Genomic DNA, 15,924 nt, shown 5'->3' on the forward strand with positions numbered 1-15,924 from the left:
TTGTATACCATGATCGTCAGCAAGATATTGCTGTATAGCTGAAATCCATTCCATAAAAGTCTTACGTTTATGAAATGGATTCATCTATGTCTATTCTCTTGTCATGGGATGTTCTAATTCCACATGTCCCATCAAACTTTCTTTCTGCTCACCATCGATAAGCAGCTCAAGTGACTCTACTTCTTCAAATTGGAAGAAGGTCTGCTTCAGCCCATCAATAGCAAAGGATTCTCCACTAGAGCCCAGATTTGCGGTCGCTGGAATTTTCAAATCAAGGGTAATATTTCCTCCATCAACTTCCAGCTTATTGATGGTAATTTCTTCAGACCACAGCGGAACCAGCTCTTCGCTGTCACTGTGCTGAAGCGCCTTGAAGGCAGCTTCATATTTACTCCAATCCGTTTTGTAAGAGATCGTTTGCATCGCAGACTTCAACTCAAGCAGCTCCGGATCGGTATAATAGACCTGAATGTTTGCTTCCTTGGTCTCTACATTCTCAGCTTGCTCACCAGAGCTTCCATTCGTGCCGCCGGAGCTTGTCCCTCCATTTCCAGAAGTGTTGCTCTCTTCGGGAGGAGTTTGAGTTTCGTTAGACGGCTCCGTTTCTTCTTGTTCTTGTGTATCATCGGTTTGCGGATCCGTTTCACTGCCTGTTTGCTGTTCCGAATCGGAATTCGGTGGAGAGGCGGTTGGATTGTTACCGCAGGCTGCAAGTGTAGTCAGTGATACAGCCAGTAATGCGACCATCCACCATTTTTTTCTCATCATCTCTATCACCCTTTTTTGTCAGCTGTTATATAGTTCGAACGAAGAATGTACTGTCTTCTAATTGTAGAGACGTATAAGGACTGTCATTTCTTTCGTACACAAACTCATGCAACTACATGCTGTGGATTCTACATTCCTAAGTATTCCTTAATGCCCTTCACTACGCCTTCTGCTACACGATTCTGGAAGGTCGTATTAAAGAGTGCTGCTTCATCGTTCTTGTTGCTGAGGAATCCAACCTCGAGCAATATTGCAGGCATTGTCGTATCTCTTATAACTGCAAAATTACCTGTTTTGACCCCACGGTCTCTAAGACCTGCAGCCTGTACCATGTACTTGTGCACTGTGTTCGCCAGTGACTTGCTGTTGGAACGGTTATAGTAAGTTTCTGAGCCTGTTGCCGATGCCGGTCCGGCATTCGCATGAATCGATAGAAATACATCTGCCTTTGCATTGTTTGCGACTTTAACTCGTTCGGACAGTGTAAGGAATGTATCATCATCACGAGTCGTAATAACGTTAATGCCCGGCTCCTTTTTGAGGAGCTGTTCGATCTTGAGTGCCATCGTCAAGGTAAAATTCTTCTCATATTTGCCTGTTACTCCGATTGCGCCTGGATCCTGATCTCCATGCCCTGCATCAATGACAACCGTTTTCTTCTTCGTCGTCGGCGGTGTCGTTGTACCACTGTCCGTATCCAGTGTAACGGTAATCAAACCTGCATTCGAGGAAGTCATCTTATAATTCATCGCATAGCTCAGATCAATAACCACTCGTACTGTGGAAGGATCATTGCTGAAAAGCGCATATCTTACTTTCTCTACACCTTCATAACCATCGACGACAATTTGCCCGGCAATACTCTTGGTGATGTCGAGCGCTTGTGTATCTGCGAACAAGCTGCTGAATTCGGCATTCGGAATGTCTACAACAATTCGGTCTGGGGCAGACATTTTGAACGCAGTCGGAGCTGCTCCTCCGCTCGTCGCAATCATAAGCTTACTGTCCGTAAAGCTGATTCCATTCACTTGAATCAAATTCGAATCATTGCCGTTACCGCCTGCAGGAGGAATTTCACTTCCGCCTGAGCCGCTGTTTGAATTGAGGTATACGGTTTTCGTTTGATTGTTCCAGCTTACCTGTAATCCCATGGTCTCACCTACGAAGCGGATGGGTACAAGCGTTGTTCCATTTTTAATGATTGGCGCAGCGTCAAGATTGACGGTAGAACCATTGACGGTCGCTGTCTTCTTGCCAGCTACCATTTTAATCACTGTTTGATCTTGTTTTATAGTAACCGTCTTCGTCTTCTGCTCCCAACCGACACTGTAACCTAACTTCTCTGAGACGACACGAATGGGTATCATAACTTTGCTGTTAATATTCTCTGCCTTTACGCCAGAGGGTAGACTCAACTGACTGCCATCGAGAACGATCTTGATGTCTGCCGCTGCTTGTCCGAGACCAGGGAAGATCCACATGAAACATAGCAATGCGACTAAAACTTTTAACTTTTTCATCCGTCACCCTTCCAATTCTGCTTTTTTTGAACATAGCTCGCTTTCTATTAAATATAGAAAGAATCCAACTATTAACAAAATATTAGACGACAGAAATGGATAAAAGTTGCGGATCTATCTCATCATATCAAAAAAGTATCCGTTGTGGTGCTACGAATTTGTCATATTTTAGCATGCCAGCTATCAACTATGTTACTTTCATATTACATTAACGAGAAATGTAACCCTGTGGTGTATAAAAAAACAAGCCCGGATATCTCTATCCGGACCTGCTTACTGATATGTTTATTCTCTTGAATCTATTGAATGGATTGTATTATGCAAATAATTTAGCAGCATGCTTCTGCTCGTAAGCAGTAATAGCGTCCTCATGCTGAAGCGTCAAGCCGATATCATCAAGCCCTTGCAGCAGGAATTGTCTGCGGTGCTCATCAAGTTCAAATGAAATCGACAAGCCATGTTGATCTGTAATCGTCTTATTCTCCAAGTCCACATTCAGCTCATAACCTGGGTTCGCATTCGTACGCTGGAATAACTCCTCTACTTGCTCCTCCGACAGCTTGATTGGAAGGATGCCGTTCTTGAAGCAGTTATTATAGAAGATATCCGCGAACGAAGGTGCGATAACACAGCGGAATCCGTAGTCCAGAATTGCCCATGGAGCGTGCTCACGAGACGATCCACAGCCGAAGTTAGCTCTAGAAATGAGAACGGACGCCCCTTTATATTGTTCTTGGTTTAAGGAGAAGCTGGGAATTTCATTCCCCTGCTCGTCAAATCTCCATTCATAGAACAAAAATTGTCCGAATCCCGTACGCTCAATTCTTTTTAAGAATTGCTTCGGAATGATCGCATCCGTGTCCACATTCACTCGGTCTACAGGTGCAACAAGACCTGTTAATTTCGTAAAAGCCTCCATGCTTGTATTCTCCTCTCGATTCAAAAGATAACCAAATTCGTTCTATATATCACTAGTTCATTACTTCTTCTTTGATCTTCCAGTCACGAACATCAACAAACCGTCCCTCAACAGCTGCAGCTGCAGCCATTGCCGGAGATACCAGATGCGTTCTTCCTCCACGTCCTTGACGGCCTTCAAAGTTCCGGTTGGAAGTCGATGCACAGCGCTGACCCGGTTGGAGCACATCCGGATTCATTGCAAGACACATACTGCATCCCGCTTCCCGCCATTCAAACCCGGCTTCCTTAAATATAACGTCAAGTCCTTCTTTCTCCGCTTGAAGCTTCACTCGTCCGGAGCCTGGAACGACGATTGCCGTTACCCGCTCGGATACTTTGTAGCCGCGTGCGACTTGTGCTGCAGCCCGTAAATCCTCAATCCGTCCATTCGTGCACGATCCAATAAATACATAGTCAATTTCGATTTCGGACATCGGCGTGCCTGGCACAAGACCCATGTACTCAATGGCTTTCTCTGCTGCTTTGCGTTCATTCTCTGTCGGAAGCTCTGCTGGAACAGGCACACGGGAAGTAATATCCGTACCCATACCCGGGCTGGTTCCCCAAGTAACCTGAGGGATAAGAGATTCAACATCAAACTCCACCACTACATCAAACTCAGCACCTTCGTCTGTTGTAAGAGCGTCCCATCTTTGTTTGGCTTCTTCGAAGCTCTCACCTTGTGGAACATACTGCTTGCCTTGAAGATAAGCGTAGGTTGTTTCATCAGGAGCGATCATCCCTGCCCTTGCACCGCCTTCGATGGACATGTTGCAGACGGTCATTCTCTCTTCCATGCTAAGGCTCCGAATGGCTTCTCCTGTGTATTCGATGACATAACCGGTAGCAAAGTCTGTACCATATTTCGCAATAACGCCGAGAATCATATCTTTAGCCGTTACTCCAGGCTTGCGATTGCCTACAAAGCGCACTTCCATCGTTTTGGCTTTGGCTTGTTGAAGGCACTGTGTTGCCAGTACATGCTCAACCTCACTGGTACCGATACCAAATGCAAGTGCTCCAAAAGCACCGTGTGTAGATGTATGACTATCACCGCACACAATTGTCTTGCCCGGATGCGTAAGTCCGAGCTCCGGTCCCATTACGTGTACCACCCCTTGATCAATCGTATCAAGGTCAAACAATGTTACGCCAAAATCGCGGCAGTTCTTAGACAATGTATCAATCTGCTGCTTAGAGATCGGATCCTTGATATTGAAACGGTCTTGTGTTGGCACGTTATGATCCATCGTTGCAAAAGTGAGCTCTGGGCGGCGTACCTTGCGTCCGCTGAGACGAAGACCTTCGAACGCCTGCGGGGAAGTTACTTCATGTACAAGGTGCAAATCTATATAGAGGATGCTTGGTTTTCCTTCCTCCTGCGTAATGACGTGATTATCCCAGATTTTCTCGAACATCGTCTTTTTGCTCATTATTCTCACCTCAAAGTTATTATTCGATCTATTGTGACGGCAAGGTCATGCCGTGCTTTATTAGATCCAATATAACATGAGCAAGACATATTGTTCCAAGATATAAAAACTATAGATCTGATAGGATTGCCCTATAGACAAATTCCAGTCCATGCACTAATTCCGTATCATTTTCTTATTCGCTGAATTTCACATCAATGAGCTCATTACTGACCGAATTAAATTTTACGATAACCGTAACTGGAAACTCTGTACCGTCCTTTTTCACAATTAAACGAAATCTTTCTTCTGCTGTCTTGTCTGTCAGCACCGTGCGTCCCAAATGCTGATAGTCCGTGATCACCGCATTGTAATGCTTCTTTGCCTCCTGAACAGCGATGTTCCCCCACTGTGCATACTCAGGTTCAGCCGCTTCAACTGCTGTGAGATGGGTAGTAAAGGCAGAGTAAACAATAAGCAGGCTTGACATCAAGACAACTGTAACCAAACGGGAAAAGATCATTTTCATAAGTATTAACTCCTTTGCAATCTTCATTTGATCTTCTGGAAATCATCTGCATATTGTGCTGTAAGAATAAGAAAAATATGTCTTATAGATTACGGTGATTAGATGTTATCGCTTTAGAGGAAATTCCTATATAATAGATATCATGGTACTCCACATTCGGAAATCTTCTTAAGGACGTGACCTTCCCATGGAACTTCGACAATTACAATACGCCTTACAAATCGCATCCGAAAAAAACTTCTCCAGAGCGGCCGAGAAGCTGCATATTGCTCAGCCATCACTCAGTCAGCAGCTGTCTAAGCTGGAGAAGGAGCTTGGCGTTCTCTTGTTTCAGCGCAATACAAGCTCGGTAGAGCTGACACATGCGGGAGCTTCCTTCGTATCTAAGGCGAGCAATATTTTAGATGCTGTAGAGCTGCTAAAGCAAGAGATGGCCGATATCTCCCAAGTGAGAAAGGGCAAAGTCATCTTTGGCAGCATGCCGATTACAGGCTCTCATTTATTGCCTTATGTTCTCCCAGCATTTCGTGAGCGTTATCCTGATATTGAAATTACATTGCTTGAGGACTCTTCTATGAATCTGGAAAAATTAACGGCCAGCGGCAAGACGGATCTAAGCCTGCTATCCCTTCCGCTTCAGGAGTCCTCCCTCTCTTATGTAGAAATTGCAGAAGAGCAAATTGATCTTGCTGTTCCGAAGGAGCATCCGCTTGCTCGTAAATGGGAGGAGTATCCTGACTTGACGGTCGACATCGCAGAACTCGTAGATGAATCATTCATTGTTCTTAAGAAGGGACAAGGCTTTCGCAAGCTGACCTTTGATCTATGTCAGCAAGCGGGCTTCGAGCCCAAAGTCGTGTTTGAGAGCAACAATATGGAAACGGTCAAATCACTGGTCGCAACCGGCATGGGCATTACGCTCGTCCCCCGTTTTATTGCAAGAGCTCCCCGCAGTGAATTTGTCCCGGTTTATCTTCCTTTAACTGCACCTGCGCCTAGCCGTACACTCGTTATTGCTTATCGGCAGGGACGGTACCTGTCCGGTGCAGCAGAAGCGTTCATTCAAACCTTTAAGGAAACCATGCAGGCTCTGTTAGACTAACGATCCGAGCGATAAATTATGTAATAAGAAAATAAGAGCGATACACAGCACAGGCGGCCCGGGATACATTCCCGAGCCGCCTGGCTATTTCGTTACAGCATTTTTACTTTCTTAAAGAACAAAGTGTCAATCATCATTTGTAGGTTTGAAATCTTTTACCGGAATCCAATCGGTTTGCTTGATTTGTATCCGGCGGTTCAAAGTATTCACGGGGGTGATAAATCTCCATCACGGCTCTCTAAGAAGGGCCTGTGCCTATCATCTCTTACGAATTTGTGAACCTGTCGCCTGAGTTTGTCTTCCAGATGGTTAGCCTTGCGGTAATCCATGGTGATCATCCTCCTTTGGTGACGGGATACTATATATTAACCTGTCCCAAGGAATCGAAACATCATCATTCAAATTTAAATATTTTTTTTGAAATAGATTTCTGGTCTTCTGTCCTCAAATACCGGAATGCGCTCTCTCACTGCATCTACCATAGCAGGATCTATGCTTCCCACCAGAATCTCTTCATTCTCCGTACCTTCTGCAACAATCTCGCCCCACGGGTCAATAATCATAGAATGACCGAAGAAGGAGGTGCTGCCGCTTGTTCCAACCCGGTTGCAGGAAATAACATACATCTGATTTTCAATCGCTCTTGCCATCAGCAGAGTCCGCCAGTGATGTAGTCTTGGCTGAGGCCACTCTGCCGGTACAAACAGCATTTTCGCTCCCTTGAGAGCAAGAGATCTTATAAGCTCAGGAAATCGAATATCGTAGCATATCGACGCTCCGCAGAACCATTTTTCATCTAAGGTAAACGTAACGGGTTCATCTCCTGCAGCCAGATACTTCTCCTCATCCATTAGTCGGAACAAATGAAGCTTCGCATAACGTGCAATCTGTTCTCCATTCATGTCAAACACGTACATACTATTATATATTTTCCCATCTTTTTTCTCCGCTATGGAGCCTGCCACAATATTTACCTTGTAGCTTGCAGCATACTCGCTGATCCAATGGCGTTCGATCCGTCCCTCATCATCGACAAGCTCATGAATTTCGGTCAAGGCATAACCGGTGTTCCACATTTCAGGCAGAAGAATCACCTGCACATCAGGGTGCTTCTGCATCGTTTCATGAATCAATTGCTGTATCCGTTCCCGATTAGCTGTGGTATCGCCCACCGTAATATCGCACTGCAGCAATGCCAGCTTTATTTTGTTATGATGCTGTACGCTTTCTGTATCCAGACTTTGAATACTCATCCTGCACCCCTTCCCAATTCCTGATCACTCTTCAGCACTCTATATGATCTATACAGCTTGGAGTAAGCATGATAGATTAATAATACTTTATTTAACAAACCGAACCGGAGTGATGAAATGAAGTCTGCTCGAGAATCCTTCACTGCCTCTGCATTTCATATCGAGCCAGCAGAGGTCATGAAGAGCTTACCTACTCAATTTTTTGCTGCGCTCGTTCAAAAAGTCAACCAAGAAATTTCTGCAGGACACGATGTCATTAATCTAGGACAAGGAAATCCGGATACAAAAACGCCGGACCACATTGTAGAATCTCTGCAAACAGCCTCAGCCAATCCTTTGTATCATAAATATTCGCCATTTCGCGGATATTCATTTTTGAAGGAAGCAATTGTTCATCGGTATAAGGAAGATTACGGTGTTGAGCTCGATGCGGAGAAGGAGGTGGCTGTGTTGTTCGGGGGGAAGGGAGGGCTTGTCGAGCTTCCTCAAGTACTGCTTAATCCGGGAGATATTTGCCTGGTGCCTGATCCAGGCTATCCTGATTATTGGTCAGGAGTAGCGCTGGCCAAAGCAGAAATGGTATGTATGCCCCTTCTTGAGTCAAACGACTTTTTACCTGATTATAATGAAATTGCCAGCCCCCAGCTTCACAGAGCAAAGCTGATGTTTCTTAATTATCCGAATAATCCTACATCAGTCACTGCTCCTTTATCATTTTATCAAGATACTGTCGAATTCGCTGCACAGCACAATATCGTCGTAGCAAGTGATTTTGCCTATGGAGCCATCGGATTTGACGAAGAGCGGCCTGTAAGCTTTCTTCAAACACCAGGTGCTAAAGAAGTAGGAATCGAATTCTACACTCTATCCAAGTCTTATAACATGGCAGGCTGGCGTGTCGGATTTGCACTTGGCAACAGAGAGATCATCAGCCTCATCAATCTACTTCAGGATCATATGTATGTCAGCTTATTCGGTGGGATCCAGGCCGCGGCCGCGACTGCGCTGACTTCATCACAGGATAGTGTAAAAGAACTTGTTTACCGCTATGAATCTCGTCGGAATGCGCTCTTCAGTGAGCTGGATCAGATCGGATGGAAGGCAAATCGGCCCCAGGGTTCTTTCTTCAGCTGGCTCCCCGTTCCTGCCGGTTATTCCTCAGAATCCTTTGCTGACTTATTGCTGAAAGAGGCAAAGGTTGCTGTCGCACCTGGGAGTGGTTTTGGCAGGCATGGAGAAGGCTATGTCAGGGTCGGCCTCCTAAGTGAGGAGGAACGATTGCGTGAAGCGGTTCAACGAATAGGCAGACTAAATTTGTTTTAATATCTTTTATTAGATTCTTTTTGCATCAAGTGAGGTTCCATGGTATTCTATCATTAATTTAAATTGCGAAAACGTGCTGACAGGGACCAGTAAGAAATTCAATTCCGTGCTTGCAGAGAGTAAATTCCAGTAGGCTGAGAGAATTTACCGCGGATTTTTCTGAAACCTACCCCTTGAGCGGCCTGTTCATACAGGACGTTGCCTTAACGTTATAAGGCTTAAGAGTCGGATGATACCCTCATCAATAAAGGTGGTACCGCGGAAGAATAAACTTTCGTCCTTTGCTAAGCAGCCAAGGATGAAAGTTTTTATTTTTTTTATCACAAGAAAGGATGTTGATGCTTCTTGTCATCTAGAATTGTTGTCAAGATCGGCAGCAGCTCGCTCACTACGGATTCCGGATCACTGAATCACGAGGCCGTGTCGTTTTACGCCTCCGAAATTGCGGCTCTCCATCAAGCCGGGCATGAAGTCCTGCTGGTCACTTCAGGGGCTGTAGCTGCAGGATTTGGACATATCGGCTACGAGACCAGGCCTAAGCTGCTTCATGAGAAGCAAGCCGCGGCTGCTGTAGGTCAAGCACTGCTTATGCAGGCATATCAGCAGGCTTTTGCGCATCACCACATCAAAACAGCGCAGATCTTGCTTACACGCACAGATTTTACGAATCGGAAGCGAATGGGTAACGCCGGAATGACCATCGATGAGCTCCTCAAACAGAATGTGATTCCGGTTATTAATGAGAATGACACCGTCTCTGTCGACGAGCTCAAATTCGGGGATAATGACATGCTGTCTGCCCTGGTTGCAGGCTTAACCAAAGCCAAGAAACTGATCATATTAACCGATACGGACGGATTATACACAGCAGATCCAAGATATCATGCGGATGCGAAGCATTATGATCGCATTGATGAAATAACGGATGAAATTTACGAGGTGGCCGGAGGAAGCGGTTCTCTGGTAGGCACTGGAGGGATGCGTTCCAAAGTAGATGCAGCCAAAGTCGCTACTCGAGGCGGTGTCCCTGTATTTGTAGGGCGTGTAAACGAGCCAGGCGACCTTCTCGCCGCTACAGCTGACCATGGCAAGGGTACTTATTTTGACACACGGCAGAATTCACTCTCTCGAAAAAAACAATGGCTTGGGTTCATCTCCTCACCGTTAGGCTCCATCCATGTTGACCAAGGTGCTGAAGAAGCGCTCATCTATGGTGGACACAGCCTGCTTCCGGTTGGCGTCAGACGGGTTGAAGGACAATTTCATGCTGGTGATGTAATCGAGGTTGTTAATCTTCAAGGTACCCTGATTGGACGCGGCATCGTCAATTATGATGCAGAACAGCTGCGGAGCATTATTGGGCTGCCGAGTCCTGATGTGCTTAAAAAGCTGGAGGGATCACTTCACAGGCTTGAGGTCGTTCATCGCGATGAATGGATTACTTTAAAGTGATTTTATTGCTAGTGTACTGATATGTGCAATACAGTGATATTCATTTAATACAGATAGGAGTGTAAATATGATGAGTGAAGTTAATGATAAAGCAAGACTTGCCAAAGAAGCCTCCCTGGTACTGGGCCGTTTGAGCTCAGAGAAGAAGAACGCAGCACTGTCGGTAATGGCCGATGCTTTGATTGCTGAGAAGGCATCCATCATCGAAGCAAATGCAGAAGATCTTGAACGGGGTAGACAGAACGGAACCGCTCTACCTATGCTGGATAGACTCTCCCTTACGGATGAGCGAATCGAAGAGATTGCCTCAGGACTGCGTCAAATCATCGATTTGCCAGATCCGATTGGCGATATTCTGGAAGTCATCAAACGGCCTAACGGGCTTCGCATTGAGAAGGAACGTGTTCCTCTTGGTGTGATCGGCATCATCTATGAAGCTCGTCCCAACGTGACGGTTGACGCTGTTGGCTTGTCGCTGAAGACAGGAAATGCCGTTCTGCTGCGAGGCGGCTCCTCTGCCTTGTCTTCCAACAAGCAGATCATCCATGTGCTGAAGCAAGCGCTGGCGAAAACAGACCTGCCTGCCGATGCAATACAGCTGGTGGAGGATGCGGATCGCTCTAGCGTGGATGAAATGTTAAAATGTAATGAATATCTTGATGTCATCATTCCAAGAGGCGGAGCGTCCTTAATCCAAAATGTCGTACAGAATTCGACGGTTCCTGTCATCGAAACCGGTGCGGGTATTTGTCACACCTATATCGATGCTGCGGCTGATCCAGAAATGGCACTGCAGATTGCACTTAACGCGAAAGTTCAACGCCCCTCGGTGTGCAACGCGATGGAGACACTGCTAATTCACAGTGATTACGGTGCCGATTCGATCCTGGAGCTTGCGGAGCAATTCAAAAATACCTCTGTCGAGCTCCGAGGCTGTGAATCTTTCCTTAAGCTGGTCCCATGGGCGACAGCTGCAACTGAGGAGAACTATGCTACCGAGTATAACGACTATATCTTAAATGTTCGAATAGTCAATCACATAGAAGAAGCGATAGAACATATCCGAAAATATGGAACGATGCACTCTGAATGCATTGTGACTAGAGACCCGAACGCTGCCGCCAAGTTCATGGAGGAAGTAGATGCCGCTGCAGTGTATCATAATGCCTCTACCCGTTTTACAGATGGGTTCGAATTTGGATTCGGTGCAGAAATCGGCATCAGTACTCAGAAGCTGCATGCACGGGGTCCAATGGGTCTTCCTGCGCTGACATCTACAAAGTATCGAATCTATGGTTCTGGACAAATTAAACATTAGACATAGCTGGAGGAATTAATATGAGTGGAACCCAATCTCTAATCAATCGTAAGATCACTTTTTTTGGTGCCGGAGCTATGGCTGAAGCTATTGCTAAAGGTCTCATCGCGCGAAAAGTAATCTCTCCCGAGAAAATAACGATGTTCAATCGCAGTAACCAAGACCGTCTTGTGGAGCTGCATCGCAAATACAACGTGACGACGGCGGCAGATGCGTCTAGCAAAGAAGCTGCGCTTACACAAGCTGATCTGATCATCTTGTCCATGAAGCCGAAGGATGCGGCTGAATCGCTTCGATATCTGGGACCTCTGCTATCCAAACGGCAGGTTGTCGTTTCTGTCATTGCTGGGCTCACTATAGAAACAATTCAGAGCCTGCTTGGACGTCCAGCAGCTGTCGTTCGCACTATGCCCAATACATCCAGTTCTATCGGACTCGGTGCGACAGGAATCGCCTTCTCACCAGAAGTGACGGACGAGGATCGCCAGATTGTAAACACTGTATTTGAAGCGATTGGAACAATTACATTGATTGAAGAAGAGCATTTTGAGACCTTGACCGGAATTTCGGGCAGCGGCCCGGCCTATATCTACTATATGATGGAGGCGATGGTGCAAGCAGGCGTAAGAGGCGGCCTCACTGCCGAACAAGCGCATGATCTGACCGTGCAGACTGTGCTGGGAGCAGCACGTATGGTACAGCAGACAGGAGAGGCGCCTGCTACACTTCGGAGGAACGTTACATCACCTAATGGCTCGACCCAGGCTGCCATTGAGGTTCTGGCCAAAGGTCATTTCAGTGAGACGGTTATTGCAGCAGTCCACCGGTGTGCCGAACGATCTCGTGAGATGGGCGAAGAATTGAAGGAAGCAGCGAGGTAGAGATAAAATACAACAAGCAGATCAACAACTTGGATCATCATATGTATGATACGGCTTTGCAGTCTAATTTAAACAGAAGACCGGGGGGAATATCACCTGTTTAACGGTGATGCTTCCTCCGGTCTTTTTTTCTGAAGCTATCCTATTTTCGTTCGTCTGAAAATGGCGAGCCTTCCAAATCACGTTCCAAATCTCTAAGAAGCTGCTCTCCATCATATTCTCTTCTACTCGGCTTAAATAACAATTTGATGCCTCCGCCAATGAGCAGCAAAGATACAATGATCGTATTCATGTGCGACTGGATGCGATAGATGTAAGCTCCAAACGGATCTCCAAATTCAGGAACAACAAGCCGGACTAGTATATAGTAAACACCGAGGAACAAGAGTGCAATCCCAATCCATTTCTGATATCGCGTCCAGCTCTCAATGACCGGTTTATCATATAGTCGCTCTCTACCATACTTGCTCGATTGCTGTAATCCATCAAAAAAGCTATAAAACCAAATGATTGGAATGAGAAAAAGAAACAAGGATAGACCGAGTAAATCTAGAACATAAATGCTTCCAAGGAAGATCAGCATCAGCTGTAGTCCTCTTTTTTGCAGTCCAAGATACATATGTCCGGCTCCTGGAAATGCTGCCAGCAGGGTTGCAATGACTTTGCTCTTCTTGCCTCTGCTTGTGCCATGTTCAAGCTGCTCAAATAACGTCTTGTCCTCCAGAATCTCACCGGCTTGCTTCCGGTTCACATGCTGCACCGCATCAAACATACAGTACAGCCACATGATCGGCAGCAGCAGCAGGAAGAGAAGAAAGATTTCCTGTCCTGTAATGGCAGTGACAAAAAACAGCATGATGCCGAGCCCAAAGAACCCAATGAGAAAGGATAGCCCTCGCTGCAGCAGACCAAGATGCAAATGGCCTAAGCCCGGAACAAAGGATAGGAGAATGGTATAGAACCGTTCACTTTCTTTACCACGTCCTCTTCCCTGATCAGGATAGACATATCCTTCACGCGGCGGAAATCCGTAAGGAGGTGACGCTGCTGGATCTTCCGGATTATGAAAGGGAATACCGTGTTCATCTTGTATTCCTTCATGTCCGTAGTACATGTTCTCATGCGGGATGTGATTCGGGTACCCTGGATAATGAGCATAAGCCGAAGGGTCGGGCTCTCGGATAAGCTTGATGACAAGATCAAACATACTGATTAACCATAGAATTCCTGCCGCTAGAATACAGAGTAAGGTTACTTCCTCCCCTCCACCAACGAGCGAAAGAAAACCGATGCCTAACAGCCCAAAAAATATAAATCCATAAATAAATCCCTTCACCCGGCTTCTATAGTAATAATGTCCCAAGCCAGGCACCATGTTAAGCAGAAAAGCAAGCAGCTTGCTGCGATCTTGCTGCACATTCTTCATTCCTTTCACCTTTTAATTTAACTATATATAGTTTCAAATTCACCTTTTTATTGATTTATGAAATTGATTCGGGTCAGGTTTAATTTCATCAAGCCAATGGGTTGCTTTCCTCACCATTTGTTCGCTGTAGGGCTGTTTATCGCCTGAATCCACGTTTAGCTGTCCGGGTAACATTCGGTCAAATACGCCTGTAGATAAGAATAGCAGCGTTATGGAGGCGGCAAGGGTATAATGGACCAGCTTATGATTCAGCCATTTTTTAAACTGAATGTTTCTTCCACTGGAGCTGGATTGTAATTTCTTGCACTCATGCTCGATATGGCTCATGACTTGCTTTTCAAAGGCTTCTGCATCCCTTAACCCCGTATCTGAGGTGTGTTCAAGGACTGCCAAATAAGACTCAAGAGCTTCTTGATCCTCCAGCAGGCGTTTATCCATCGCTTCACGCTCGTGCTCCGGCAATTCGCCTTGTATATACCGTTTCCAGTCTTGCTGTTCTTGTTTATTCACGCCAAGATCCCTCCTTCCAGTGCGCTCTAATCCACTGACGTGCCCGATATAGTCTGGATTCTACAGTTTTTATGGCAATTTGTGATTCTTCTGCAATTTGTTCATAATTTTTTTCTTTCAGATAAAAATCAACAATAATATCGCGATGCTGAGCCGGAAGTGAGGATATCTTGTGAAGCAGCGTCTCTTTTCTCTCCTTCTTTAACAGCTGATGTATGATGTCGGCCTGGTGATCGGCCATTTGTACAACCTCATCCTCACGGCCAATCACTTCCGCCTCCCTGCGATTCAATTTTCTTTTTAAATCAATTGCCTTATGTAAAGCAATGCGGGTAATCCATGTCTTGAATCCTTCGGATCGGTACTGGGGGAGAGATTTAAAGACTTGAATAAACGCTTCCTGTGCCGCGTCCTCTGCATCCTGTGCCTGGTGAAGCACGGAGTAAGTTACCTGATATACATGCCTGCCATAGCGATCAATAATCTCGCGAAACTTAGCATGGTCACCCTTTAATATTTGATCGATCAAACTTGCTTCATCAATGGCTTCTCTCCTCCTTCCCCACTTATATAGACGACGGCTATTTGTATAACCCTGCATTTTTTCGAAAAAATAATATCGTTTCATATTCATCCTATAAAAATTCGCAAAATGGATGGGTATGGTTGATATTCTGAAGTATCGCAACAAAAATAGACACCCCTCAAAATAAGGAATGTCTATCTCGAATAAATAACAGATATTTATTTAACGTCCTCCATTGCGAAAACGAGCTGCATAAGCCTTCACATCCTGTGGTGTTCTAACCCGGTTGCGGCTCCATTCAAGCAATATACGGTCGATATACGTAAAGTGGACTTTGCCGGCAAATACCGCTTCTTTTAGCGCCAGCAGAATTAACTCATCAGGATATCGATCTTGATCCAGCCAGCTGGAAATTCGTTCAAGCTCCATTGGAGATAAGGGTCTGCCAAATTCCTTCTCAAAAATACGGAAGATGTTCTTCTCCTCTTGCTCCTCAGCAGTCGGATTCAAGGCATTCTCCAAGGAACTTCTGCGAACAGATGACTTTGACAGCGGAGCGGTTCGATCCTCTGACATGCACTGAGCCAGTATGGTATACAACCCGATCAGATTATATCGTTCATACTGAATGCCTTGCACTGCATCCATGTCCTCTTCAATCCGGATAAAACCTTCCTTCATAAGGCGCTGTAGCCGTTTGGCTATCTCATCAGGAAGGATCCCCATCCGATCAGCCAGCTCCTGAAGCGTCGGAAATTCATTTCCTTCCACCTGCTGAAATCCAAGCAAATGCTGTATAAGAAGTAATTCTCCTTCTGATAATCCCAGCCGGGCATGATAACGAAGCAGTGCATAGGGAAGCTGGACGCTACCCATTGCCATGCCGTAAGCGACACCGTCCGCCCAAGTTCCTACGCTAGGTTCGCTCATTCATTTTCCTCCTG

15 protein-coding genes are annotated in these 15,924 nt (G+C 45.7%); 5 read left to right on the plus strand and 10 right to left on the minus strand.

The features are described from left to right. Nucleotides 1–90: 90 nt before the first annotated feature. From BK126_RS11710 to BK126_RS11730, 5 genes are all read right to left on the minus strand, one after another. Nucleotides 91–768, minus strand: coding sequence for a GerMN domain-containing protein (locus BK126_RS11710; RefSeq protein WP_256209662.1), 678 nt, complete (start codon nucleotides 766–768; stop codon nucleotides 91–93). Between the two features lie 128 nt (nucleotides 769–896). Beyond that, entirely contained in the window at nucleotides 897–2,288 is a 1,392-nt protein-coding gene (locus tag BK126_RS11715) for an N-acetylmuramoyl-L-alanine amidase family protein (protein WP_076312841.1), read from the minus strand. Between the two features lie 316 nt (nucleotides 2,289–2,604). Beyond that, entirely contained in the window at nucleotides 2,605–3,207 is a 603-nt protein-coding gene (leuD, locus tag BK126_RS11720; protein WP_076312842.1) for a 3-isopropylmalate dehydratase small subunit, read from the minus strand. Nucleotides 3,208–3,259: 52 nt separating this feature from the next. Continuing rightward, nucleotides 3,260–4,681, minus strand: a complete 1,422-nt coding sequence (gene leuC / locus BK126_RS11725) for a 3-isopropylmalate dehydratase large subunit (protein WP_076312843.1) — start codon at nucleotides 4,679–4,681, stop codon at nucleotides 3,260–3,262. Between the two features lie 175 nt (nucleotides 4,682–4,856). Beyond that, nucleotides 4,857–5,189: a DUF3889 domain-containing protein gene (locus tag BK126_RS11730; RefSeq protein WP_177178681.1), complete on the minus strand. Its 333-nt coding sequence runs from the start codon at nucleotides 5,187–5,189 to the stop codon at nucleotides 4,857–4,859. Between the two features lie 187 nt (nucleotides 5,190–5,376). On the opposite strand from BK126_RS11730, the gene BK126_RS11735 reads away from it, so the two are divergent. Then, on the plus strand, nucleotides 5,377–6,291 hold the full coding sequence (locus tag BK126_RS11735) for a LysR family transcriptional regulator (protein ID WP_076312844.1): 915 nt from the start codon (nucleotides 5,377–5,379) through the stop codon (nucleotides 6,289–6,291). A 404-nt stretch (nucleotides 6,292–6,695) separates the two neighbouring features. On the opposite strand, the gene BK126_RS11740 is transcribed toward BK126_RS11735, so the two are convergent. After that, nucleotides 6,696–7,544: a carbon-nitrogen family hydrolase gene (locus tag BK126_RS11740; protein WP_076312845.1), complete on the minus strand. Its 849-nt coding sequence runs from the start codon at nucleotides 7,542–7,544 to the stop codon at nucleotides 6,696–6,698. Between the two features lie 117 nt (nucleotides 7,545–7,661). On the opposite strand from BK126_RS11740, the gene BK126_RS11745 reads away from it, so the two are divergent. The 4 genes from BK126_RS11745 to proC all read left to right on the plus strand — a co-directional run bounded on the left by BK126_RS11745 (nucleotide 7,662) and on the right by proC (nucleotide 12,518). Beyond that, on the plus strand, nucleotides 7,662–8,867 hold the full coding sequence (locus BK126_RS11745; RefSeq protein WP_076312846.1) for a pyridoxal phosphate-dependent aminotransferase: 1,206 nt from the start codon (nucleotides 7,662–7,664) through the stop codon (nucleotides 8,865–8,867). Nucleotides 8,868–9,212: 345 nt separating this feature from the next. Beyond that, nucleotides 9,213–10,319, plus strand: a complete 1,107-nt coding sequence (proB, locus tag BK126_RS11750; RefSeq protein ID WP_076312847.1) for a glutamate 5-kinase — start codon at nucleotides 9,213–9,215, stop codon at nucleotides 10,317–10,319. Nucleotides 10,320–10,389: 70 nt separating this feature from the next. After that, on the plus strand, nucleotides 10,390–11,637 hold the full coding sequence (locus BK126_RS11755; RefSeq protein ID WP_076312848.1) for a glutamate-5-semialdehyde dehydrogenase: 1,248 nt from the start codon (nucleotides 10,390–10,392) through the stop codon (nucleotides 11,635–11,637). 20 nt (nucleotides 11,638–11,657) lie between these two features. Beyond that, nucleotides 11,658–12,518 carry a pyrroline-5-carboxylate reductase gene (proC, locus tag BK126_RS11760; protein ID WP_076312849.1) on the plus strand — a complete coding sequence of 287 codons (861 nt, stop codon included), beginning with the start codon at nucleotides 11,658–11,660 and terminating at the stop codon, nucleotides 12,516–12,518. A 142-nt stretch (nucleotides 12,519–12,660) separates the two neighbouring features. Here proC and BK126_RS11765 read toward each other — a convergent pair whose 3' ends face one another. The 4 genes from BK126_RS11765 to BK126_RS11780 all read right to left on the minus strand — a co-directional run bounded on the left by BK126_RS11765 (nucleotide 12,661) and on the right by BK126_RS11780 (nucleotide 15,910). After that, nucleotides 12,661–13,944: a hypothetical protein gene (locus BK126_RS11765; protein WP_076312850.1), complete on the minus strand. Its 1,284-nt coding sequence runs from the start codon at nucleotides 13,942–13,944 to the stop codon at nucleotides 12,661–12,663. A gap of 39 nt (nucleotides 13,945–13,983) precedes the next feature. After that, nucleotides 13,984–14,454 carry a hypothetical protein gene (locus tag BK126_RS11770; RefSeq protein ID WP_076312851.1) on the minus strand — a complete coding sequence of 157 codons (471 nt, stop codon included), beginning with the start codon at nucleotides 14,452–14,454 and terminating at the stop codon, nucleotides 13,984–13,986. Further along, nucleotides 14,447–15,082 (minus strand): RNA polymerase sigma factor, encoded by a 636-nt coding sequence (locus BK126_RS11775; protein ID WP_256209659.1) that lies wholly within the window; start codon nucleotides 15,080–15,082, stop codon nucleotides 14,447–14,449. Before BK126_RS11775 ends, BK126_RS11770 begins: the two co-directional genes overlap by 8 nt. 120 nt (nucleotides 15,083–15,202) lie before the next feature. Next, nucleotides 15,203–15,910 carry a DnaD domain-containing protein gene (locus BK126_RS11780; protein ID WP_076312852.1) on the minus strand — a complete coding sequence of 236 codons (708 nt, stop codon included), beginning with the start codon at nucleotides 15,908–15,910 and terminating at the stop codon, nucleotides 15,203–15,205. Nucleotides 15,911–15,924 lie beyond the last annotated feature (14 nt).

The organism is Paenibacillus sp. FSL H7-0326 (genome assembly GCF_001955535.1).
GTDB lineage: Bacteria > Bacillota > Bacilli > Paenibacillales > Paenibacillaceae > Paenibacillus > Paenibacillus shunpengii.

Excerpts from the sequence above, each read along its gene's own strand:
- leuC (WP_076312843.1), bottom strand. The coding sequence starts at position 4,681 with ATGAGCAAAAAGACGATGTTCGAGAAAATCTGGGATAATCACGTCATT.
- proC (WP_076312849.1), top strand. The coding sequence starts at position 11,658 with ATGAGTGGAACCCAATCTCTAATCAATCGTAAGATCACTTTTTTTGGT.
- BK126_RS11710 (WP_256209662.1), bottom strand. The coding sequence starts at position 768 with ATGATGAGAAAAAAATGGTGGATGGTCGCATTACTGGCTGTATCACTG.
- BK126_RS11730 (WP_177178681.1), bottom strand. The coding sequence starts at position 5,189 with ATGAAAATGATCTTTTCCCGTTTGGTTACAGTTGTCTTGATGTCAAGC.
- BK126_RS11745 (WP_076312846.1), top strand. The coding sequence starts at position 7,662 with ATGAAGTCTGCTCGAGAATCCTTCACTGCCTCTGCATTTCATATCGAG.
- BK126_RS11715 (WP_076312841.1), bottom strand. The coding sequence starts at position 2,288 with ATGAAAAAGTTAAAAGTTTTAGTCGCATTGCTATGTTTCATGTGGATC.
- BK126_RS11765 (WP_076312850.1), bottom strand. The coding sequence starts at position 13,944 with ATGAAGAATGTGCAGCAAGATCGCAGCAAGCTGCTTGCTTTTCTGCTT.
- BK126_RS11780 (WP_076312852.1), bottom strand. The coding sequence starts at position 15,910 with ATGAGCGAACCTAGCGTAGGAACTTGGGCGGACGGTGTCGCTTACGGC.
- BK126_RS11755 (WP_076312848.1), top strand. The coding sequence starts at position 10,390 with ATGAGTGAAGTTAATGATAAAGCAAGACTTGCCAAAGAAGCCTCCCTG.
- BK126_RS11735 (WP_076312844.1), top strand. The coding sequence starts at position 5,377 with ATGGAACTTCGACAATTACAATACGCCTTACAAATCGCATCCGAAAAA.
- leuD (WP_076312842.1), bottom strand. The coding sequence starts at position 3,207 with ATGGAGGCTTTTACGAAATTAACAGGTCTTGTTGCACCTGTAGACCGA.
- BK126_RS11775 (WP_256209659.1), bottom strand. The coding sequence starts at position 15,082 with ATGAAACGATATTATTTTTTCGAAAAAATGCAGGGTTATACAAATAGC.
- BK126_RS11740 (WP_076312845.1), bottom strand. The coding sequence starts at position 7,544 with ATGAGTATTCAAAGTCTGGATACAGAAAGCGTACAGCATCATAACAAA.